Consider the following 23118-nt stretch of genomic DNA (forward strand, 5'->3'; position numbering starts at 1 on the left):
ATGAGAATTGTATCGCTCGTTCCGAGTATCACCGAAACCTTGTTTGATTTTGGCTTAACCGCTGATGAGGTTGTAGGACGGACAAAATTTTGTATTCATCCAGCTAATCTTGTGAAAAATGTACAAATTATTGGCGGTACAAAAAATTTAAATATCGAGAAAATCAAGTCTTTGAATCCGGATTTAATCATTGCAAATAAGGAGGAAAATGAGAAACTTCAAGTGGAAGAGTTAATGACTGATTTTAAAGTTTGGGTCACCGATATCTCGACTTTGGAAGATAATCATCAATTCATTTCCGAGCTTGGAAAGCATTTAGATAAAAAGGAATTGGCGCAAAATTTCAATGAAAGAATTGCCCATATTTTTAATATAAAAACAAATCCTTTACCCCAAAAAATCGCGTATCTGATTTGGAAAAATCCCTATATGACGGTAGGGGATGATACTTTTATTAATGAAGTTTTGGAGAATATCGGCGGTGAAAACTTATTTAAAGATCGAAAACGATATCCGGAAGTTACAGTGGAGGAATTAAAAAATGCAGATCAGGTCTTTCTTTCATCGGAACCTTTTCCTTTTCAGCAAAAACATATTGACGAACTTCAAAAAGAACTTCCTGGTAAACAAATGATCCTGGTTGATGGCGAAGCTTTCTCCTGGTTTGGGACGCATTTGCTTCAAGTGGAGGATTATCTGAGAGAATTGTCTAAAAAACTTGCATAAAAAAAGGACTCTTTAAAAAGTCCTTTAATTTTATTGAATAAAGCGATTATATTTTTGCCATTTCTTTTTTAATTTTTTCTTGTAAACCATCTGTAGCAACCACCAATGGTAATCGTACTACGTTTTTCAAAATACCCATTTCCGCTAAAATTGTTTTGATTCCGGCTGGATTTCCTTCTGCGAAAATCAACCTCGTTATTTCAACCAGTTTATTGTGGATTTCATAGGCTTCTTTCACCTTTCCTTCAAATGCCAATTGAACCATTGTCGAGAATTCTTTCGGATACGCTTGCCCAATCACTGATATTACGCCGTTTCCGCCTGCTAAAGTTACTGGAAGTGTAAATTCATCATCACCCGATACCAAATTGAAACCTTCTGGTTTTTGACGTAAAATATCAAAATATTGATTGATGTTTGGTGCTGCCTCTTTAATTAAAAATAAATTTGGAAATTCCTTAGCTAATCGTACAGTAGTTGCAGCTTCGATATTCTGACCCGTTCTGGATGGAACGTTGTAAATGATTATTTTCTTACCAGTTGCCGCCAACACTTTATAGTGTTGATAAAGTCCTTCCTGATTGGGTCTGTTGTAATACGGTGACACAGAAAGTATGGCCTCAAAATCTGATAGATCAGTTTCTTCTATCTGCTTTTTCACTTCCATCGTATTGTTTCCACCAATTCCTAAAACCAAGGGCAGACGTTTATTATTGATCTTAATGATATGTTGTACTACCTCATTTTTTTCTTCAGTAGAAAGAGTCGCAGCTTCTGCAGTTGTTCCTAGAACCACAAGATAGTTTGTGCCATTGGTGATGTTAAATTCTACCAGTTTGGTTAAAGAATCAAAATCTACGGACAAATCTTCATTAAAAGGCGTAACCAAAGCCACACCCAGACCTTTTAAATTGCTCATTTTTGTATATTTAATGTTTCAAAATTACAAAATTTAATAGAAGAATTTATTAAAAACTAGAACAAGTTTATATTCATATCTTTATATTTGCAGGAATAGCTTACAGGTTCATGAAAAACAAATATCTGATCTCGGGTTTAGCGCTTTTCGCGATTTTGTCGTGTAAAACGCCGCTGAATATTGCCAAGGTACAAACCGAGAAAAACATATCTATATCGCAAGATTTACCGGAAGATCAAAATTTCAACACCGTTATCGCTCCTTATAAACAGGAACTGGAGGGAAAGATGAATACCAAAATCTCTCATACTTCGGTTGATTTAACAAAAAGTGGAGATGACAGCAATCTGGGAAATCTGCTCGCAGATTATACTTTTGAAGGCGCTGATGACTGGGCGAAAAAAAATGGAATTCCAGGAGGAGTTGACGGTGCCGTCATTAATATTGGTGGTATCCGTACCACGATTGCAGCCGGGGATATTTTGACCAGACAGATTTATGAAGTAATGCCTTTCGAAAATGAAGTCATGATTATGAAAATGAAAGGCAGCGATATGCAGGGTCTTTTTGATTACTACTTGAAAACTCAGAAAAACAATCCTGTTTCACATATTGTGATCGAGACAGATCATGATAAAATTACAACAAAGCTTATCAATGGAAAACCACTAGATCCTACGAAAACTTATTATATCGCGACTTCAGATTATCTGGCTTTTGGTGGAGATAATATGGATTATTTTAAGAAAGGCGAAATGATCGCAACGGGAATTAAATTACGTGATTTGTTTCTGGAAAAATTTATTGCCAATCCGGAAGTAAAAGTGCCAACTGACAGACGCCTTAATTTTAAAAATAAAAAGAACAAAACCGATGAATAGGAAACAGTTTTTAAAAACCGTGGGTGGGGGAACATTAGCAATGACCATGGCGCCTAATTTTTTGATGGCCGAAAGTTTTAATGCTTTAAGTAGCGCTTCGGAATATCAGCTCACTATTCTTCATACAAACGATCAACACAGTAGAATTGAACCTTTTGATGCCAGTTATACAAGAAATCCCAATCAGGGTGGTTTTGCAAGACGGGCAGCTTTAATTCAGAAAATTCGAAGTGAAGAAAAAAATATTCTTTTGCTGGATTCCGGAGATATTTTTCAGGGAACCCCTTATTTTAATTTTTTTGGTGGTGAACTTGAATTTAAATTGATGTCGATGATGGGTTATGATGCATCAACTATGGGTAATCACGATTTTGATAATGGATTACAAGGTTTTAAGAAAGTAAGACCGGTGGCTAAATTTCCATTTATTTGCTCCAATTATGATTTTAAAAATACCATTTTAGACGGAGAAACAGAACCTTTCAAAATCTTTAATAAAAACGGAATTAAAGTTGGGGTTTTTGGAGTAGGAATTCAATTGGAAGGATTGGTTGGTAAGAAAGATTATGGCGAAACCGCTTACTTAGATCCGATTGAAATTGCACAGCATTATTCCGATTTTTTACGGAATGAAAAGAAATGTGATTTGGTGATTTGCTTGTCTCATATTGGATATGATTATAAAGACAATCCGGAGAAAGTTTCAGACAAAATTTTAGCTGCAAAGACTGATGGTATTGATTTAATTTTAGGTGGTCATACCCATACTTTTTTGCCCGAGCCACAATCATTTATGAACAGAAAAGGAAAAAATGTTTTGGTGAATCAAGTTGGTTGGGCAGGATTGCTTTTAGGCAAAATCAACTTTTATTTCGATAAAAACAAAAGCGTGAAAAATATTTCCTGGAATAATCAAGTTATAGATGATACCATTTTAGTATAACAATGAGAAAAATATTACCGTTTTTATTTTGTATTCTTTCCGTGCAAATTTTTGCGCAGTCGATTTCATCCAGTAAATGGTCTGATCTGTTTTCCTACAATAATGTTTTGGCCATTCGCGAAGAGGCAGGGAAAATGATTGCTGCAACCGAAAACGGGATTTTCTTCTATACGCCTTCTTCTGGGGAAATTTCTAAATTGTCAAAAGCTAACGGACTGCACGAAGTTAAAATTACAGCGTTCGATTATAACCCTGAAACCAAAACCGGCTTGGTTGGCTACAAAAATGGATCTTTGGACGTGATTACCCCGGAAGGAATTACTTATGTGGTCGACATTCCTATCGCGACAGGATATACCGGTGATAAAAAAATCAACCATATTTCCATAACAGGAAATTTAGCGGTTATTTCAGCTGGATACGGAGTTTCTATTTTTAAATTAGATCGAAAGGAATTTGGAGATTCCGCATTTTTCATGACAAACGGTGTTTATAAAGGAGCAAAAGAAGCCGTTATTAGGGATAATATTGTGTATGCCGCAACTTCTACAGGATTAATGTCGCATGATTTAAGTGTTACTTTTCCCATATTTAATACTTGGAATACGGTTGCTGCGGGTAATTTCAGTCAAGTGTCAAATGGAAATGTAATCGCATATGCTGATGCTAATACTAATAAAGTGTATTATGGTGCGGGCACAACTTTTACTGCGCTTTCTACGAGCTTTTCAATTATTCAGGATGTTGTAGTAACTGCAGAAAATATTATTGTTACCGATTTAAATAAGGTCACCGTTTTTAATACCGCAGGAAGTCCTGTAAAATCTTTTAATGCGAATGAAAATTTAAACACAGCTTTCTTTTCACAGTCAAATATTTATGCAGGTTCAAAATTCTCCGGGATGCTTAACGAAGCGGGAGATCATTTAAAGCCTGATGGTCCTTTTAGCAACACTTCGTATAAAATGGATTTACAGGGCGATCAAATCGTAATTTCTACGGGCGGAAGAAGTGATTATAATGTCCCGACCTACAGAAATTTGGGCTATTATCATTTTGATGGAAAATCATGGGTTTATCCAGATTACTTTAAAAACTTTCAAGGACCGTTAAATGTCTTAGATGCAGTTATTAATCCCGTAAAACCAGACGAAGTGTTTTTTGTTAATCAAACCTTTGTCGATAATAATATGGGCATCTATCGGATGAAGAATAATGAGTTTGTAAAAAATTATGAAACAGTTGGCACTTTCTATAATCGTTTTGGAGGATTAACTTTCGACGAAAATAATCAACTTTTTGTTTCTAGTGCAAAAAACGACGCTCTTATTGGGTTTTATTTATATAATGCTGGTGCCGATAAATTCTCATTGGTAAATGTAGTATCTGGAAAATCTGTGCAGAAACCATTTGCAAATGAAGGGGTCTTATATATTCCTTCTCCTTACACCGGCGGTGGTTTGCTGATGTATGACTATAAAAATACGCCAGGTACAATAAGTGATGATCGGTCGAAAATATTAAAAAAATCGAACAATCTGCCCGCTGATCAAGTTGTTTCTGCTAAATTGGATAAGAATGACAATTTATGGATAGGTACAATCAGTGGAATTAGGGTTCTTTCAAATCCGTCGTCTGTTTTTGATGAGACTAATCCACAGGCAGAACCTATTATAATCGAAGAAAATGGAGTTGGAGAAGAGCTGTTCAGAGACAGTAATATTCTACAGATTGAGGTGGATTCCGGCAATCAGAAATGGGTTTCGATTGATGATGGAGGTGTTTTCTATTTAAGTTCAAATGGCGAGAAGACTCTTGCGCAGTTTACGCGCGCGAATTCCCCGCTTCCTACCAATAGCGTAACGGATATTAAAGTAGACAGTAAATCGGGTAAAGTGTATTTCGTCACTTTAGATGGGATAGTGGTTTACCAGGGCGATGTTTTAGAGGTTACGGAAAATTTTGGCGACGTTCTCGTCTATCCAAATCCTGTGGTTTATGCGCAATATAAGGGGAATGTAAGAATACGCGGTTTAGCTGCCAAAACAAACATCAGAATTACCGATGCTGCAGGAAATTTGGTTCATCAGGCAGTTGCCCGTGGCGGATCTTACGAATGGAATTTAGCGAATACGCGTGGCGTTCGTGTTGCCTCGGGAATTTATTTTGTTTTAATGACCAACGAAGATGGTACAGACACTGCTACCGCAAAAATAGGTGTTGTAAATTAATGCAAACCCAAACCTGCTTTCTTCTTTCCTATTTGAAATATGGTGATCATGACGCTGTATTGCATTGTTTTTCTGAAGAAAATGGATTCACCAGTTTTTTTGTAAAAGGAATTTACACTACCAAAAATAAGAAGAAACCATACCTTTTTCCTCTAAACCGATTAATTATTACAACCTCTAAATCGAATTCTGAAAATAACATTTTAAAAGTATCGAAAATTGAAATGGCGCCGGATCATTATGATTTTAATGTTGTAGCCATGAATTCGATCTTGTTTTTTACCGCAGATTTTTTACATCAGGTTCTGCGGGATGAAAGTGCTAATCACTTGCTGTTTAATGAAATAGAATCCTTAAGAGAAGAAGTCAGTACACAGAATTACGATGGTTATTTATCCTTTATTTTCCGTTTTTTAGAATTTTCTGGAATTGCGCCACTTCCTTCAAAGTACCCTTTTTTAAATCCCGAAAGCGGCCGGTTTGAGGAGCAAATATCTCATACCTTCTTTAATAATACTGTTTCGTTGGTTTGGAAGCGTTTTCTAGATGCAGAACAAGCTTATAACATTCGTTTGAAACGGGACGAAAGAAGTGCCTTTTTAGACAGTTTAATGATCTATTGTCAATATCATATAAATGGATTTTATATCCCAAAGTCGTTGGCGGTCGTACGCCAGATTTTTGAATGAAATCTCTCAATCAGTATTCAAAAAAAAGTTCCTCAACTGAGGAACTTTTTCTTGAACTGTGGGATATTCTTAACGTGGTGTCGCTGAATAAACAGATTTATATACTTGGAAATTGAAGATAAAACTTCTGTTTCTAAAACTGATTCCACTATAGTTAAAATGCGGATCACGTGCAAAAGCGGCACGGGAAGGAACAATAATCAGTCCTTGTAAATTGTAATCACTTTCATCCGGAATATTGTAAGCTTGAAATTTTTCCAAAGCTTCTCTAAGTCCTTCGATTTCGTAGTAACTTCTCTGTTTAGCTACATCTTGGGTAGCTGCGTTTAAAACGGATTCTTTAACGTAAAAATAAGCTGGGTCTAACTCTGGAATTCCGGACCCTGCCAAAGTATTTCTAAATGTGAATGCAGATCCAAAAGAGACTTTGTTGTCTACACTATTTGCGATGTATGTTACGCTGTTGCTCATTAAACTAAGCACGTCATAAGGTCTGATTGGCGTTCCATCAACCGGTTGAGCGTCGGGTCTCATCACATAAATTACTCCTGAAGGTAACGTCACTGGGTTTAGATCAGATAATTTTACATTAACTGTATCAGTTTCTACAAAATCCTTTACATTTCCTTTGGCATCGAAATAATGCGTCTCCAGATATTTTGCTGCGGCTTGGTCGTCGTAGCTATTTTGTGTATCTATACTTACTTCAGGCTCTACAACATCTTCGTCTTTTCTACAAGATGTAAGTGCGACTGAGGCCATAGCGAGATACAGGAATACTTTTTTCATATTTAATATTATCATTAAATTGCTAAAATTTTTTAATCCAGCAAAAGTATAAATAAAATATGAGAATCGATAAATTTTTATGGTGTGTTCGATTTTACAAAACCCGAAGCATTGCTGCCGATGAAATTAAAAAGAATCGGGTGTCGCTGGCAGGACAACCTGTAAAGTCCTCCCGGGAAGTTCGGGAAGGTGATGTGATCAAAATTCGAAAGAACCAGATCGATTACCAAATGAAGGTCCTCCAAATTCCCAAAAGTAGGATCGGTGCGAAGTTAGTTTCGCTTCATATTCAAGATAAGACCGAAAAAGAGCAATACGAAATTCTGAAATTAAGAAATCTTAGTCAGGAACATTATCGCAATAGAGGAGAAGGCAGGCCAACCAAAAAAGACCGTCGCGATCTGGACGGTTTTGTCGTGGGAGAGCAGCATTCCGATATGGGAGAAGGAGACTGGGATTTATTTTTCAGTGACGTAGATGATTCACAAACGGATTAAACACGGTGTATTAAAACAGAGCGGCAATCTCAGCAGCAATATCATCTGGAACTTTTGAATCTGTGATAACGGTATGTTTCGCCTTCGAATAGAATAATTGTCTTTCAAACAAGTGCTGACCAATAAATTCAGGTAATTGTTCGTCCGGTATTTTTGCAATGAGTGGCCGTTTCTGCTTCTGTTTTAACAACCGTTCAGTGAGCGTTTTTACCGTTGTTCTCAAATAAATGCTTTCACTTTTTTCGTTAATGAGCTCCATATTGTTAAAATAAGCAGGAGTACCACCGCCTAAACTTAAAATACAGTTTTTTTCGGTGTTCAGTATTTCTTCTAAAAGGCGTCTTTCTTCTTTTCGAAAGTAGATTTCTCCCTTTTTTTCGAAAATCTCGGGTATTGTCATTCCGTTTTTCAAAAAAATTTCCTTGTCTAAGTCAATTAATTTTAATGACATTTTTTGGCTCAAAACTTTGGAAATGTGTGATTTGCCGCTGCCCATATAACCGATGAGTGAAATAATCATAATTTTATTTTGTACAAATTACCAAAAAAATTTTGAGATTTTAAAAAAATAAGTATCTTTGCACCACTCTAAAACGAGAATACAATTCTTCAAATTTAGTGGTGACCGACTCGGTAGCTCAGCTGGTAGAGCAATACACTTTTAATGTATGGGTCCTGGGTTCGAATCCCAGCCGGGTCACAAGCAAAACAACTCCGTCTCGTTTTTTAACGACGTGACGGTTTTTTTTTGCCTGCGTGGTGAAATTGGTAGACACGCCATCTTGAGGGGGTGGTTTCCTAAGGATGTGCTGGTTCGAGTCCAGTCGCAGGCACACAATAATTAGTGATGATTGATCTTTGGATTATATATTTTTATAAATCATCATTCATATAAAAAACCGACTCGGTAGCTCAGCTGGTAGAGCAATACACTTTTAATGTATGGGTCCTGGGTTCGAATCCCAGCCGGGTCACAAATTTACTCTTCGGGGTAAATTTTTTTCATATTAATATTTTGTGATTTGGTGTTCAAAAGTCTTCCCGTCAGGAAGACTTTTGATTTTTAATCCAAGTGCATGTTGTCAATCAGCCGTACATCATCTACAAATACAACGATAAACGCTCGGTAATCTTTGTCTTTGTAAAAAAAATCGGTTTCTTTCAAGGTTTTTTCGTCTGCAATTTCAAAATATTCCAAAGTCATCCCACGCTGATCTTCAAATATTTCTTTGACCCTCTTATTGATTTCGGGTACTGTGATAATTCTAAACCATTCGTTTACTTTTATTAATGTTTCATGGATTATTTTAGAGGCTTCTCTTTGTGTTGGCGTCAATCTCTCATTTCGTGAGCTCATCGCCAAACCACTTTTTTCGCGGAAAATAGGAACGCCGTTAATTTTTACCGGTAATTTTAACTTCTCTGTTAGCTTCGCGATAATTGCCAATTGTTGGTAATCTTTTTCCCCGAAATAGGCATGGTCCGGTTTAACCTGACGCAGCAGTTCTTCCACTACAGTACCAACACCATCAAAATGCCCGGGACGGAACTTTCCTTCCATCTCGTTTTCTAATCCGTCAAAATCATAAGATTTGCTTTTTAAACCTTCAGGATAGAGATCTTCAACTTGGGGGAGGTATACGGCATCAACAAAGCCACTTTGTTCCAGCAGTTTTAAATCCCGTTCTACATTTCTAGGATATTTTTCCAGATCAATTGGATTGTTGAATTGTGTCGGGTTTACAAAAATAGATGAAATTACCAGATCGTTTTCCTTCTCTGCCTTTTCGTACAAAGACAGATGCCCCTGATGGAGTGCGCCCATGGTTGGAGCAAAACCGATTTTTTTACCCATTTCCTTCTGACGCTCAATATAATCGGTCAACGTTTTTTTATCTCTGAAGATTTTCATAGTTTATTTAATAATCATGGTAAAAATAATAATTTCCCGCAAAACAAAAGGCTGGTTATCGTTAAATATTTTAGGAAATTACACTCTTTTTATTTTATAAGTATTAATTAATGTTAATTAAAAAATATTAGTTTAAAATTTCGTAATTTTGCACCGTAGAATTTTCTGCCTTAAAATTAGAAGAAACGTTAGAATTTATGCCGAACCAAAAGATTTTATATGTCACCACAGAAATGTTCCCCTATCAGGAAGATAGCAGTATGGCGACTATGGTAAGTAAGATGGCGCTCAAAATGCATCAGGATGGAAATGATGTAAGAGTGTTTATGCCAAGATTTGGCCAAATTAGTGAAAGGAAATTCCAGCTTCATGAAGTGATTCGTCTTTCTGGAATGAATATAATCATCGACGACCTTGATCAGCCTTTGATCATTAAAGTAGCCTCCTTGCCAGGTGAGCGACTACAAGTGTATTTCATCGATAATGAGGAGTACTTCAAGAGAAAACAATTTTATATTGATGACAGCGGTGCTGCTTTTGAAGACAATGATGAGCGCGCAATCTTTTTTGCCCGTGGCGTTATTGAAACTATTAAAAAACTAAACTGGGTACCTGATGTTATTCATCTTAATGGATGGATGGCTTCTTTCATTCCGGTATATTTAAAAACATTCTATAAAAACGATTCCTATTTTAATGATTCTAAAATTGTGCTTTCTGTGTACAATGAAGAGGATTTACCGTTATCGAAAACAGTAGAACAAAAAATGAAGTTCGACAATATTACGGGATTAAAAGCGTTTAATGAACCAAGTTTTCAGAAATTCGTTATCGAAAGTATGGATTTGGTTGATATGGTTATCAAAGGAGATGAGTTTTTAGAGAAAGATCTGGACGACGCTTTTGCAAAAACCACCACTACAAAATCCGAGTACATCGACGCGGAATCAATCAACAAGTTATACTAATCAATTTACATTTAATGATAAGAAATATTCAAGAATTCTTCAAGATTGCCGCAACCATGGTGATTGGAAGTATGATTTTATTCAATTGTGAACCTGACGCTGATCGTTTAGGTTCTCAGTTTTTTCAAGACGGAGCGCAGGGTGTAGAAACTTCTTACCCGCTGATCGCATACACCGTTGATAATAATGATTCTGTGAGAACAGATGCATCCCGACTTCAGGCTGCTACACTTGGCGCTTTTAAAGAGCCGCAGTTTGGACTGCAGAAATCAGCATTTGTTACGCAGGTTCGTTTGAACGGAGGTAATCCAAATTTTGGTACCAATGCAGTTTTAGATTCTGCAGTATTGGTCATCAAGCCACAATATTCGGCAGATTCTGTTACGACGGTTACCAATGAAGATTATATTTATCCGAAAGGGGCTGTTCCAGCTAAAATGGAAATTAAGAGCTACCCCGTTTCAAAATATGGTAAAGCTAAAATTTTAGGTAAAACTATTTTTAATATCAAAGTAGAGGAAGTAACGGATTTCTTAGGGTCCAGTGCGACACAAGTTAGATCAAATAAACTTGTTAATACAGGGGCTGTAATTGGTGCGACCTCGTTTGATGGTACCATAAAGTCAGTTAAAGTGCTTAAAGACACAGATAATACTGTTTTGTTGGAGAGAGCAGCTGCCATTAGAATTCCTCTGGACAGTACATTTATTGCAAATAAAATAATTTCAAAAGCTTCATCTCCAGAACTTGCAGATGCTGCATCTTTCATTAGATACTTTAAGGGAATTAAGATTTCTGTTCAAGAAGATGATGGTTACATTTTAAGTTTCGATCCAAGTACTGTAGAGCTTAATCTTTATTACACTAATGATAAAGTCGTAAACGGTGAGACGACAAGAGAGCAGAATGCTTATGCAATGAATGCAGGTAGCCCGAATGTACATTTTAGTCAAATTGAGACAGATCTTGATAAGTTGGCGGCGTACAGACCATTAATGCCATCAGATTCGATATTGGGCGTCTCTAAAATTTACGCTCAGGGAATGGGTGGTCCTGGATTAGGTTTAAAAGTTCCTGAAGGAACTTTAGATGCAATCAGCGCACTCTATGAAAACAACAAGATTGGAATTGTATCTGCAAAGTTGAGAATTTATACTGATGTAAACAGTTGGAGCAATGATTACCTGAAGCCGTCCAGCTTTGTCGTGAGAGAAAAAGTGAATAAAGTAGATCTCGGTTCTTTTCTGGAAGATATGAACGCTTTATATGGGTCAGGTCTTTATACCTTGGTGAAAGCTTATGATTTAGAAAAAAATCCTGCTTATTATGATATAAGCATTACGCAAACATTTAAAAATATCATAGAAAAAAGAGAGAAAAAGTCCGCGCATTTTGTTCTTAATGTAGGAACTTATACTTCTGATGTGAATGGTGCTTTGTTGGGAGCTCAGTTTCCAAACGAAGGTTCACAAAATTTTAATACTCGTGCTTTTACTCCTAACAGAGCTGTGTTTGTTGGGACCGATCCAGGAAATGAAAAAAGTGCTAAATTAATTCTGACGTACGGTCAAAAACAATAATAAAAATTTAAGATATATAATATGTGTGGTATTGTAGGTTATACAGGTTTTCAGGATGCTTATGAAGTCGTAATAAACGGACTTCGCAGATTAGAATACAGAGGATATGACAGTGCAGGAATTGTTCTAGATAATGATAACTCGGAATTCAGTGTTGCTAAAACAAAGGGTAAAGTTGAAGATTTAGTTGCGATCTCTAAAAATCTAAAGGGAAAATCAAAAGTAGGAATGGGACATACCCGTTGGGCAACTCACGGAGTTCCTAGTGACAGGAACTCTCACCCTCATCTTTCAAATAACGGTAAAATAGCATTGGTTCATAATGGAATTATTGAAAATTATGATACCATAAAAACAATGTTGACGGCGAAAGGTTTTACTTTTCAGTCAGAAACAGATACCGAGGTGCTGGTTAATTTGATCCAGTATTTTATGGATGTAAATACCGAGCTGGATTTCCCAACCGCTGTAAGATATGCTTTAAATGAAGTTTTCGGAGCCTACGCAATCACCGTAATGCATGATGATTTTCCAGGTTTGCTCGTTGTAGCCAGATTGGGATCACCACTTGCAATTGGATTAGGAACGGGAGAATACTTTATCGCTTCAGATGCTTCTCCTTTCGTGGAGTTTACAAAGGAAGCAGTTTATCTGGAAGAAGGTCACATGGCGACAATTTCCTTAGAAAATGGAGTTGATATTAGAAATATTAAGGACAATGCTCAGATTACTCCGGAGATTCAGCAACTGAAACTAAGCTTAGAGCAAATTGAAAAAGGAGGCTTCGAGCATTTTATGTTGAAAGAAATTTTTGAACAGCCAAAATCTATTCATGATACTTTAAGAGGTCGATTATTGGTTGAAGAGGGAATTATAAAAATGGCGGGAATTTGGGATAATTTGGAAAGATTAAACCAAGCGCAAAAAATTACAATTATTGCCTGTGGAACTTCATGGCACGCTGGTCTTATTGGTGAGTACCTTATCGAGGAATTTGCAAGAATTCCTGTAGAAGTAGAATATGCTTCCGAATTTAGATACAGAAACCCAATTATTAGCGAAAAAGATATCGTTATCGCCATCTCTCAATCTGGAGAAACTGCCGATACGATGGCAGCAATTAAAATGGCGAAAGAAAAAGGAGCCTTTGTTTATGGTATTTGTAATGTTGTTGATTCTTCAATTTCCAGAGTTACAGATGCAGGATCTTACACTCACGCAGGACCGGAAATCGGTGTTGCTTCAACCAAAGCATTTACTGCACAGTTGACCGTACTTTCTTTAATTGCTTTAAAATTAGGTAAACATAACGGACACTTGAGTAATCAAGAGTTTATGCGTTTAATCTCTGAATTGGATACTATTCCTCAAAAAGTTCAGGAGGTTTTAGACACCACGCATGAAATTACGAAGGAAATTGCCAAGAATTTTGTTGATGCTCAAAATTTCCTTTATTTAGGAAGAGGATATAACTTCCCTGCCGCTTTGGAAGGCGCTTTAAAATTGAAAGAAATTTCTTACATCCATGCAGAAGGTTATCCGGCAGCGGAAATGAAACATGGTCCAATTGCTTTGATCGATGAGAATATGCCTATTGTAATTATCGCTCCTAAACAAGGTCATTACGATAAGATCGTAAGTAATGTTCAGGAAATTAAGGCCAGAAAAGGAAAAGTCATTGCCGTAGTTAACAAAGGAGATACCCAGGTAGCATCTGTTGCAGATTACGTAATTGAGTTTCCGGAAACGTCTGAATGTTTCTCCCCAATCATTGCCTCAGTTCCTTTGCAGTTGCTTTCTTACTACATCGCAGTATACCGTGGTGCGAACGTAGATCAGCCAAGAAACCTGGCAAAATCAGTTACAGTGGAGTAAAAAAGAATCATATTATAAAATAATAGAAACAATTTTACGTTTTGAAAAAAAACTTAGCATTGTTTTTCCAAAAAAAATATATATTTACAGCTTAATTTCAAAAATTATAATGAAAAGAGTATTCTTTATTTTACTGTCAGCTACTGTTGTGATGTCTTGTTCTAAAGGAGGAGGTGCATCCGCAGGGAAGCCTGGATCCAAAGGAGAATTAGTGCCAAATGGCAAATCAAAATCTTTTGTTGCAGAAAGACCTTATGGAATGGTAGCAATACCTGCAGGATCTTATGTAATGGGTTTGGCTGATCAGGATTTCACCAATACTCCCGAAAAAGCGACGCTAAAAACCGTAACCGTTTCCTCGTTTTTTATGGATGAGACGGAAACAACCAATGCAGAGTATAGGGTATTTATTAATTATGTACGTGATTCTGTTGTACGTTCATTATTAGCTGAAGCAGCAGGTGATGGTGGTTCTGATGGTGATGGGAGCTCTATTGGAGACTTTGCTTACATGTCTAAAAAAGCAGGTGAAAACAAAACTGCATATCAGGAGTTTATGGAATCTCAGGGCGGTAGAGATGGTTATGATGAATCTAAGAAATTAGATTGGTCTGTTCCTCTTCGGTGGAAAACATCTGAATATCCAGATGCGCAATATGCCGAGATTTTAGAGTCTGTTTATATTCCACCCGCAGAAAGAATTAATAACGAAAGAGTAATAGATACAAGAAAATTGCTTTATTCATACAGTTGGGAAGATATCGAATCTGCGGTAAAAGATAAATCCAGAGGTGCGAAGTATTTGAAAAAAGAAAGTATCGCTATTTATCCTGATACTACGGTATGGTTAAAAGATTTTAACTATGCATATAATGAACCTTTATATGATGGATATTTCTGGCACAGTGCTTACAAAAACTATCCGGTAGTTGGAGTTACCTGGGATCAGGCAAGAGCATTCTGTAACTTTAAATCTAAATTGAAATCAGATTATAATGAGTCTCTTAAAAAGAAGAAACAGAAAGCAATGGCTTTTAGACTTCCAACAGAGGCCGAGTGGGAATATGCTGCAAGAGGTGGAAAAGAAAATGCAACTTATCCTTGGGGTGGACCTTATTTACAGGATGATCGTGGATGTTACCTTGCCAACTTCAAACCGAAAAGAGGTAATTATATAGAAGACGAGAAAAAAGGCACCTATACTTATACCGCGCCGGTAAAACAGTTCCCTAAAAATGGATTCGGTCTTTATGATATGGCTGGAAACGTTGCCGAATGGACGGAATCACCTTATAACAATTCAACGTACCAGTTTGCTTCAACTTTAAATCCATACTTATCTAATGAAGCTTACAAAGAACCAAGAAAATCTGTTCGCGGTGGATCCTGGAAGGATGTAGGTTACCTACTTATGACAGGTTACAGAGATTACGAGAGAAAAGATTCTGCCAGAAGTTATATCGGTTTCAGAACTGTGCAAGATATTCCGGAAGGAGCTGCTAAATTTAAGAAGAGAACAAAATAAAAACTAGTTATTACTAACCATAAAAATTCATATCATATGTTTAAAACTAAAGAAGGAGTTTACAATTTTATCTACTCAATTGGAGCGGCAATTGTAATTATAGGTGCATTATTTAAAATAACACACTGGAGTATTGGTCCACTGACCGGAAATGTAACGTTAGCGATCGGTTTGATTACCGAAGCAATTATCTTTACCATTTTCGCATTTGATGCTCCGAAATCAGAAGAATCTTACGCTTGGGAAAATGTATACCCGGAATTATTAGATTCTCATGCAACTCCAAATCCAAAACATTCTACTTTAGGAATTCAGGCAGCAGAAGTAAAAGAACTTGAAGTTTCTTTGTCTGATAAGTTAGATAAAATGTTGGCAGACGCTAAATTAGATGTGAACCTTTTTGAAAGATTAAGAACAGGAATCGATAAATTTTCAAATTCTGTAGACCAAATCAACCAAACTGTTGATGTTACAGGTTCTACCCAAAAATATAACGACCAGTTAATGTTAGCTGCAAGCCACTTAGAAAGTATGAATGCTTTATATGCATTGCAATTGGAGCACGGCAAAACACAGTCTGAATACAGTAAAAAGTATGTAGAAGATATGCAAAAATCTGCTGCACATTCAGAGAAATTTAACGAAGAATTATCAGGATTAACATCTAACCTTAATAGTCTAAATAGAGTTTACGGCGGAATGCTTAGCGCAATGAAATCATAGTTTTCTAACCATTTATATTTAAAATTTAAAATTATTAACAAAATTTACTAAAAATGGCACAAGGAAAACAGACGCCTCGTCAGAAGATGATCAACTTGATGTATCTGGTTTTCATTGCAATGCTTGCAATGCAGATCGACCAGGAAATCATAAGATCATACAAAGATACTACCGGCTCACTGGAAGAAACCAGAGCGCTTACAGAAAATAATAACAGTATTTTTGGAAGAACTTTAGCAGAAAAAGCTAAAAATACACCAGATACTTTTCAGGCACCTTTAGATAATTACAAAGGATTAGAAGCAAAAGCTGATGACTTAGTTAAAACCATCGAAGGTTTAAAAGTAGAGCTTAGCAAACAGGCAGAATACGATCAAAAGTTAGAGATTCAAGAAAGTTTTGCTTCGCTTAACAATACGGAGCCTTCTACAAATATCTTCTTTACAAAAGGAGATGAAAATGTTCCCTCAAAAGCAGCAGGTGATTTAAAAAGTAAAATCGATGCTTTTAAAACATACATTAATCAGACATTTGGTGGGAATCCATTAATGAAAGAGATGGTTGCCAGAACCAATAAGCAGATGATCTCCGAATTTGATAAACCTCGAAATGGTAAAAACTGGTTACAATATAAATTTTACAATCAGCCTTTGATCGCTGCATTGTCAAACTTAGAAGTGATTCAGTCTTCTGCAAGAGGAATCCAGGGTGATGCATTATCAATCATGCTTCAGGAAAAAGTTGATGCAGATATCAAGTTTGATGCTTATCAAGCGATTGTTTCAGCACCAACCATTGTTGTTCAGGGTGAACCTGCTCAAGGAAAAGTCGCCATCGGTAATTATTCCAGCAATGTTCCGGGATTATCAATGCCAGGTTTAACAGTAACAAACGGTCAGGGAGTTCGTAATTTAGATACCGGATCTTTAGGTGATAAAAGCTTTGCAGGAACAATTTCCTTTAAAGACGTAAACGGAAAAGAAATTCCTTTATCTTATAACCATACTTACAAGGTAATTGCGGGTGCACAAGAATTGAAAGCACAGAAAGGTGCTATTGTAACTGCTGATAAAATGAATGTTTTATACCGAGGTTTACCAAACCCGATCTCAGGTTCAATCTTAGGAGCAGATATGTCAGGAATTTCATTGTCTGCAGCTGGAGCTTCTGTTAGCGGTAGCGGTGGAAAATGGACGGTGACTCCAGGAGGAGGAAACTCCGTGACTTTAACAATCTCCGGACGTGATCCAAAAGGAGGTGTTATTTCACAATCTTTCCCTTTCCGAATTAAAAATGTTCCGCCACCAATTGGTCAGATTCAAGGTAAAAATATTGTATCAATGCCGGCGAGTTCAATTCCTAATCAAAGAGTGACTGCAGATATGCCGGACTTTGATTTCCCAGTAAGCTTTACTGTAAACAGTTTTATGTTTAAAGTTCCCGGAAAAGCAGCAATGTTGATCAACGGTAACTCTCTAAGTTCTGTCGCAAACCTTACAAAAGGCTTGAGAAATGGAGATATTGCTTATGTATTTAATATTCAGGCAACTGCTACAGGATTAGGAAACCAACAATTAAAAAATATTGGTAACGTCATAATAAACGTTCAATAAAAACGTTGCTATCAGATAATCGCAAATTGTCGGTAGTCTTAAATTATTTAAAATGAAAAAATTCATATTTGTATTTCTTGCTTTAGGTTTCATGTCTGTTGGAGCGCAAACCAAGAAAAAAACAAAAAGAAAAGCGAAGGCTAAAACCACCGTGGTGGCTAAGCCAGAGGTTGTAGAACCTGTTGTAGAAGTACCTGTGGAAACAGCTGCCGGGAGCAGTGTTGCAGATGAACCTATTAACTCAATGTCGATTTTAAATGCGAAATCACCGGAATCGTTCCGTAAATACAGAGAGCTCAATATGATCAAGCAAGGTGATTCAATGGTTTCTACGAAAATCACGCCTTTAAAGTATGGCTTTATCGAAGATAAAGATATCCTGAAGAGCATGGTAGTTTGGGAAATTATCGACATGAATGATAAGCTGAATCAGCCCTATTATCACAATGAGGATGGTTTGGTAACTCAAAACAGATCGCTTTATCAACTTTTATTTGATGCTATCAATGATGGTAGAATCACAGAAGTTTATGATGATGAATTATTCATGACCAGATTAAGTCCTGAAGCGATTCAGTCCCGTATTAAAAACGAGGTGATGAGTGACGCTGGAATCGACAGAATTAATGAAACAGGAAAACTGACAGAAGAAGAGAAGAAAGAATTTACCAACGTTTACGAAACCAAAACTGAGAATGTGAAGGTTTTAAAAATTAAAGGAATGTGGTATATCGATCGTAGAGACAGTCAGATGAAGTACAGACTTTTAGGAATCGCCGCGATGGGTCAGGATCCTTCAACAATGGGGCAATATGGTCCGGATGGTCAGCCTTTAGCTTCCAGGGATGAATTAATCGATCTGTTTTGGGTGTATTACCCGGATGCGAGAGAAGTCTTAGCGAACTCTGTAGTTTTTAATAATAAAAATTTAGCTTCCGATATAACTTATGATGATTTGTTAAATGCCAGAAGATTTTCAACAGTCATTTACAAGTCAGATAACGGTTTAGGAAACGGTGTAATCAAAGATTATATTCCGAATGATGCCGATGAACAGTTAGAGGAAAGCGAAAGAATCAAAGCGCAAATCCTGCAAATGGAGAGCGATATGTGGAATTATTAATCGATTCCTTTTAATATAGAAAAAAACCTGAGTACCTTTGCTCAGGTTTTTTTTGAACGTATTCTGAGTTTAAAAATTTCCTTTTATAAGTAAAAGTATCAATGAAAAATGTAGATTATATTATTGTGGGCGACGGTTACGCCGCTTACTTTTTTGCCCATCAGTTAATTCTCCATCAGAAATCTTTTGTTCTATTTTCTGCCAATAAAAAAAGTGCGTCCCGTGTTTCTGCTGGAATTGTAAACCCATTGGTTTTAAAAAAGTTCACTACTTTTTGGCTCGCAGCAGAGCAGATCGAATTTCTGACAAAAACAATCGCTGAAATTGAAAGTTATACGGGTAAGAATTATTTAATTAATGAAAGAATTCACCGAATTTTTCATGATGAGAACGAAAAAACACTTTGGTGTGGAAAAACCGAAACAGAAGAGTTAAAAGGTTTTTTAAATCCCGCCTTTGAGACTTTAGAAATCATTAAAAATCCGTTTGGCACTGGAGAAGTGAATCATTCCGCCCGGTTAGATGTCAATGCTTTTTTTGAAGGTATTTCATCTTATCTGGAAGCAAACGATAGGTTGATCCACGAAGAGTTTGCTTATACCAAAATCCAGGATTCTACATATAAAAATATCAATTTTAAAAATATCGTTTTCTGCGAAGGAATGGCCGTGAGAGCAAATCCGTTCTTTAATGATATTCAAGTTATCGCAAATAAAGGACATCATTTGAAAGTAAAACTTTCGCAGAAAATGAATCATCACTATACTTTAAAGAAAAAGCATTTTCTATTTCCTTTGAATAACGATGTTTATTATTACGGCGGAACTTACGATCCCAATGAAAGGGAAAATGTGATTGATGATTTTAAAACGGAAGAGTTAATTACAGGACTTTCAGAATTCTATCTACATGATTTTGAAATTGAAGAAGTGAATTACGGCTTTCGGCCAACTGTAAAAGACCGCCGCCCAATTTTAGGAAATCATCCGGAGCATCAAAACTATTATATCTACAACGGTTTAGGCGCACGTGGAATTCTTAATGGTTGTTATTTTTCCAAAGAACTTTATGAACATATTGAAAACGGAAAACTGCTAATGGCTGAAGTTGATATTAAAAGGTTTAATAAATAAGTCTATCTTTTTAGTTTGACGCACGCTAAGAAAACAATTTCGCTTTAAAGTATCTCGCATTCATTTCCGCAATATTGCTGATTGATATTCCGGCCGGACATTCGACTTCACAAGCGCCCGTAAACGTACAACTGCCAAAATTTTCAAGATCCATTTGGTAAACCATATCTAATGTTCGTTGGTGTTCTTCCGGTTTTCCTTGTGGCAATTGATTCAGATGGTTAATTTTCGCGGAAGTAAATAAAGCCGCCGACGCATTTTTACACGTCGCCACGCAGGCGCCACAACCAATACACGCCGCAGAATCCATGGCGCTGTCTGCAACTATTTTTGGAATAAGAATAGAATTGGCTTCGGCGGCAGTTCCTGTTTTTGCAGTGATGTAACCACCATGTTCAATAATCCGGTCAAATGCTGAACGGTCGACGACCAAATCTTTTATAATTGGAAAAGCTCCTGCTCGAAAAGGTTCTACCACAATGGTATCACCTTCTTTAAAACTTCGCATATGCAGTTGACAAGTCGTGGTATTATCATGTGGACCATGCGCTCTGCCGTTGATGAAAACACCACACTGGCCACAGATTCCTTCCCGACAATCGTGTTCAAAGGCGATTACCTTTTCATTTTTCAAAACAAGGGTTTCATTCAGATGATCGAGGGCTTCTAAAAAAGACATTTCTTCACTGATTCCCTCGGTTTCATAAGTTTTAAATGCTCCTTTTGATTCCGAATTCTCCTGTCGCCATATTTTAAATGTTACTTTCATTACTTTTATATTTGATTTTTTAGAATCGAAAAATTTCCGTTTTTGATGATTTAAATCTTATTTGTAATTTCTTACGGTTGGTTTTTCATATTCAAATTCTAAATGTTCCTTGTGAAGAATAAAGTCGCCCTCATTATATTCCCACGCCGACACATAGGCAAAGTCTTCATCGTTCCGAAGTGCTTCTCCTTCTGCAGTTTGATACTCTTCCCGAAAATGGGCACCACAAGATTCTTCACGCTGCAATGCATCGATGCACATTAACTCCGCCAGTTCGATGAAATCTGCCAAACGCAACGCTTTCTCCAATTCGGTATTCATTTCATCTGCTGAACCGGTAACCTTTACATCAGTCCAAAATTGTTTTCTGATTTCTTTTATTTGAAGAATAGCCTTTTCCAAACCTGGTCTGTTACGACTCATCGCACATTCCTGCCACATGACTTTTCCTAATTCCCGATGGAAATCATCAACCGTTCTGCTTCCATTTATATCTAATATTTTTTTGATTTGTTTCTTGACTTCATTTTCAACTTTTAAGAATTCCGGATGATTGACACCAGGATTTTTTTCTTTTAATTCTCCTGCCAAATAATTATTAATGGTATTTGGTAAAATAAAATAACCGTCAATACTTGCCTGCAACAATGAATTCGCACCAAGTCTATTCGCTCCGTGATCAGAATAATTACATTCTCCAATAGCATATAAACCCGGGATCGTCGTCATTAATTCATAATCAACCCAAAGTCCACCCATAGAAAAGTGAGCCGCCGGGGAAATTTTCATTGGTTGTTTGTAGGCATTGATGCCCGTTATTTTCTCATACATTGAAAAGAGGTTTCCATATCGGTCTTCAACTACTTTTTTTCCAAGATTTTGAATGGCATGTTTGAAATCGAGATAAACCGCATTCTTCAAAGGTCCGACACCATGTCCCGCATCGATGCGTTCTTTTGCAGCACGTGATGAAATATCTCTGGGCGCCAGATTTCCAAAACTTGGGTAGCGTCTTTCTAAATAATAATCGCGTTCTTCTTCCGGGATATCTTCCGGTTTACGGTCATCATTCTTTTTCTTCGGAACCCAAATTCTGCCGTCATTACGAAGCGATTCCGACATCAAAGTGAGTTTGGATTGTGCATCACTTGACTGCGGAAGTGCAGTCGGGTGAATTTGTGTAAAACTGGGTGCGGCGAAAAAAGCACCGCGTTTATGGGCTTTCCAAATGGCAGATCCGTTACACCCAATCGCCAAAGTAGATAATCTAAAAACACGGGAATATCCGCCAGTTGCTAGGACTACAGCATCGGCAGCGAAACGTTTTATCTCCCCCGACATTAAATCTCTTGCGATGACACCTTTTGCTTTTCCTTCAATGATCACTAAATCCAAAATTTCATGTCGTGGCAACATTTCTACTTTTTTTGCTCGGATCATTTTGTATAATTGAGAATAGGCTGCAATTAATAGCTGCTGACCGGTTTGCCCTCGTGCATAGAAAGTTCGTTGTACTTGTACGCCACCAAAACTTCGGTTGACCAAAACTCCCCCGTATTCGCGCGCAAAGGGAACGCCTTGTTGAACAAAATGATCGATTAAAGGCGCAGATAATTCTGCTAATCGATAAGTGTTCGCTTCACGCGACCGGAAATCTCCACCTTTTAAAGTGTCGTAAAACATTCGATAAACACTGTCACCATCGTGCTGATAATTTTTGGCCGCATTAATTCCACCTTGGGCGGCGACGGAATGTGCCCGACGTGCTGAATCCTGATAACAGAAACACTGCACGTAATAACCCAGTTCTGCCAAAGTTGCAGCAGCACCGGCGCCCGCTAATCCTGATCCAACAACAATGATATTTAATTTCTTTCTGTTGGCCGGATTAATGAGTTTGCATTTCGCCTGATAATTTTTCCACTTATCTTCTAACTTTCCTTCCGGAACTTTTGAATTTAATTTCATAATTATTTAGAATAAAAAATGATAGAAATGAAGATTATCTTTTTGATAAATAGTTTCACCTTAATCATCTGATAATAAACTTAAAGATAAGGACAAATTTTGAAAATTCCTTTGCGGGAGAACTAATTAATTACATGATGATGGTACTATTCCCATATAATATTAATCAACAGGTGAATATAACTAAATCCTACATTTAGACATCAAAAGGTTCATTACAGGCATTTTATAGGTGTTTTGTTATTTGTAAATTT

The 23118-nt window shown here is 36.9% G+C and carries 20 protein-coding genes and 3 tRNA genes; 17 read left to right on the plus strand and 6 right to left on the minus strand.

Annotated features, from left to right (window positions below):
* Positions 1–726: a helical backbone metal receptor gene (locus EIB73_RS14380; RefSeq protein WP_125025928.1), complete on the plus strand. Its 726-nt coding sequence runs from the start codon at positions 1–3 to the stop codon at positions 724–726.
* Between the two features lie 46 nt (positions 727–772).
* Here EIB73_RS14380 and dapA read toward each other — a convergent pair whose 3' ends face one another.
* Positions 773–1645 (minus strand): 4-hydroxy-tetrahydrodipicolinate synthase, encoded by an 873-nt coding sequence (gene dapA, locus EIB73_RS14385; protein ID WP_125025929.1) that lies wholly within the window; start codon positions 1643–1645, stop codon positions 773–775.
* 110 nt (positions 1646–1755) lie between these two features.
* On the opposite strand from dapA, the gene EIB73_RS14390 reads away from it, so the two are divergent.
* The 4 genes from EIB73_RS14390 to recO are packed head-to-tail and all read left to right on the plus strand — an operon-like array spanning position 1756 to position 6389.
* Positions 1756–2526, plus strand: coding sequence for a 5'-nucleotidase C-terminal domain-containing protein (locus EIB73_RS14390; protein WP_125025930.1), 771 nt, complete (start codon positions 1756–1758; stop codon positions 2524–2526).
* Positions 2519–3469, plus strand: coding sequence for a bifunctional metallophosphatase/5'-nucleotidase (locus tag EIB73_RS14395; RefSeq protein ID WP_125025931.1), 951 nt, complete (start codon positions 2519–2521; stop codon positions 3467–3469). Before EIB73_RS14390 ends, EIB73_RS14395 begins: the two co-directional genes overlap by 8 nt.
* 2 nt (positions 3470–3471) lie before the next feature.
* Positions 3472–5700, plus strand: coding sequence for a type IX secretion system anionic LPS delivery protein PorZ (porZ, locus tag EIB73_RS14400; RefSeq protein ID WP_125025932.1), 2229 nt, complete (start codon positions 3472–3474; stop codon positions 5698–5700).
* Positions 5700–6389 (plus strand): DNA repair protein RecO, encoded by a 690-nt coding sequence (gene recO, locus EIB73_RS14405; RefSeq protein ID WP_164467904.1) that lies wholly within the window; start codon positions 5700–5702, stop codon positions 6387–6389. Before porZ ends, recO begins: the two co-directional genes overlap by 1 nt.
* A gap of 69 nt (positions 6390–6458) precedes the next feature.
* Here the strand turns inward: recO and EIB73_RS14410 are convergent, their stop codons facing one another.
* On the minus strand, positions 6459–7178 hold the full coding sequence (locus EIB73_RS14410; protein ID WP_125025934.1) for a hypothetical protein: 720 nt from the start codon (positions 7176–7178) through the stop codon (positions 6459–6461).
* 59 nt (positions 7179–7237) lie between these two features.
* On the opposite strand from EIB73_RS14410, the gene EIB73_RS14415 reads away from it, so the two are divergent.
* The gene (locus EIB73_RS14415; RefSeq protein WP_125025935.1) at positions 7238–7675 is read left to right on the plus strand and encodes an RNA-binding S4 domain-containing protein; all 438 of its coding nucleotides are present in this window, start codon (positions 7238–7240) and stop codon (positions 7673–7675) included.
* Between the two features lie 10 nt (positions 7676–7685).
* Here EIB73_RS14415 and EIB73_RS14420 read toward each other — a convergent pair whose 3' ends face one another.
* Positions 7686–8195 carry a shikimate kinase gene (locus tag EIB73_RS14420; protein ID WP_125025936.1) on the minus strand — a complete coding sequence of 170 codons (510 nt, stop codon included), beginning with the start codon at positions 8193–8195 and terminating at the stop codon, positions 7686–7688.
* A 107-nt stretch (positions 8196–8302) separates the two neighbouring features.
* Between EIB73_RS14420 and EIB73_RS14425 the strand changes: the two genes are divergently transcribed.
* From EIB73_RS14425 to EIB73_RS14435, 3 genes are all read left to right on the plus strand, one after another.
* A tRNA-Lys gene (locus EIB73_RS14425) sits at positions 8303–8375 on the plus strand.
* A 50-nt stretch (positions 8376–8425) separates the two neighbouring features.
* Positions 8426–8508 (plus strand) — tRNA-Leu (locus EIB73_RS14430).
* 68 nt (positions 8509–8576) lie between these two features.
* Positions 8577–8649: transfer RNA gene (locus tag EIB73_RS14435), tRNA-Lys, on the plus strand.
* Between the two features lie 89 nt (positions 8650–8738).
* Here EIB73_RS14435 and panC read toward each other — a convergent pair.
* Complete coding sequence (panC, locus tag EIB73_RS14440; RefSeq protein WP_125025937.1) at positions 8739–9587, minus strand: pantoate--beta-alanine ligase; 849 nt, start codon at positions 9585–9587, stop codon at positions 8739–8741.
* Positions 9588–9784: 197 nt separating this feature from the next.
* On the opposite strand from panC, the gene EIB73_RS14445 reads away from it, so the two are divergent.
* From EIB73_RS14445 to EIB73_RS14480, 8 genes are all read left to right on the plus strand, one after another.
* On the plus strand, positions 9785–10555 hold the full coding sequence (locus EIB73_RS14445) for a glycogen/starch synthase (protein ID WP_125025938.1): 771 nt from the start codon (positions 9785–9787) through the stop codon (positions 10553–10555).
* A 14-nt stretch (positions 10556–10569) separates the two neighbouring features.
* Positions 10570–12135 carry a DUF4270 family protein gene (locus tag EIB73_RS14450; RefSeq protein WP_125025939.1) on the plus strand — a complete coding sequence of 522 codons (1566 nt, stop codon included), beginning with the start codon at positions 10570–10572 and terminating at the stop codon, positions 12133–12135.
* A 21-nt stretch (positions 12136–12156) separates the two neighbouring features.
* On the plus strand, positions 12157–14010 hold the full coding sequence (gene glmS / locus EIB73_RS14455; RefSeq protein ID WP_125025940.1) for a glutamine--fructose-6-phosphate transaminase (isomerizing): 1854 nt from the start codon (positions 12157–12159) through the stop codon (positions 14008–14010).
* 109 nt (positions 14011–14119) lie between these two features.
* Positions 14120–15535, plus strand: coding sequence for a T9SS ring complex lipoprotein PorK/GldK (porK, locus tag EIB73_RS14460; RefSeq protein ID WP_125025941.1), 1416 nt, complete (start codon positions 14120–14122; stop codon positions 15533–15535).
* Positions 15536–15571: 36 nt separating this feature from the next.
* Complete coding sequence (porL, locus tag EIB73_RS14465; RefSeq protein WP_125025942.1) at positions 15572–16258, plus strand: type IX secretion system motor protein PorL/GldL; 687 nt, start codon at positions 15572–15574, stop codon at positions 16256–16258.
* A 53-nt stretch (positions 16259–16311) separates the two neighbouring features.
* Positions 16312–17871 carry a type IX secretion system motor protein PorM/GldM gene (porM, locus tag EIB73_RS14470; protein WP_125025943.1) on the plus strand — a complete coding sequence of 520 codons (1560 nt, stop codon included), beginning with the start codon at positions 16312–16314 and terminating at the stop codon, positions 17869–17871.
* A 244-nt stretch (positions 17872–18115) separates the two neighbouring features.
* The gene (gene porN / locus EIB73_RS14475; protein WP_125026138.1) at positions 18116–18994 is read left to right on the plus strand and encodes a type IX secretion system ring subunit PorN/GldN; all 879 of its coding nucleotides are present in this window, start codon (positions 18116–18118) and stop codon (positions 18992–18994) included.
* Positions 18995–19095: 101 nt separating this feature from the next.
* Complete coding sequence (locus tag EIB73_RS14480) at positions 19096–20127, plus strand: NAD(P)/FAD-dependent oxidoreductase (protein ID WP_125025944.1); 1032 nt, start codon at positions 19096–19098, stop codon at positions 20125–20127.
* A gap of 25 nt (positions 20128–20152) precedes the next feature.
* Here EIB73_RS14480 and EIB73_RS14485 read toward each other — a convergent pair whose 3' ends face one another.
* Both EIB73_RS14485 and EIB73_RS14490 read right to left on the minus strand, forming a co-directional pair.
* Positions 20153–20896 (minus strand): succinate dehydrogenase/fumarate reductase iron-sulfur subunit, encoded by a 744-nt coding sequence (locus EIB73_RS14485; protein ID WP_125025945.1) that lies wholly within the window; start codon positions 20894–20896, stop codon positions 20153–20155.
* A gap of 57 nt (positions 20897–20953) precedes the next feature.
* The gene (locus EIB73_RS14490; protein ID WP_125025946.1) at positions 20954–22864 is read right to left on the minus strand and encodes a fumarate reductase/succinate dehydrogenase flavoprotein subunit; all 1911 of its coding nucleotides are present in this window, start codon (positions 22862–22864) and stop codon (positions 20954–20956) included.
* Positions 22865–23118 lie beyond the last annotated feature (254 nt).

The organism is Kaistella carnis, from assembly GCF_003860585.1.
GTDB classification, from domain to species: Bacteria; Bacteroidota; Bacteroidia; order Flavobacteriales; family Weeksellaceae; genus Kaistella; species Kaistella carnis.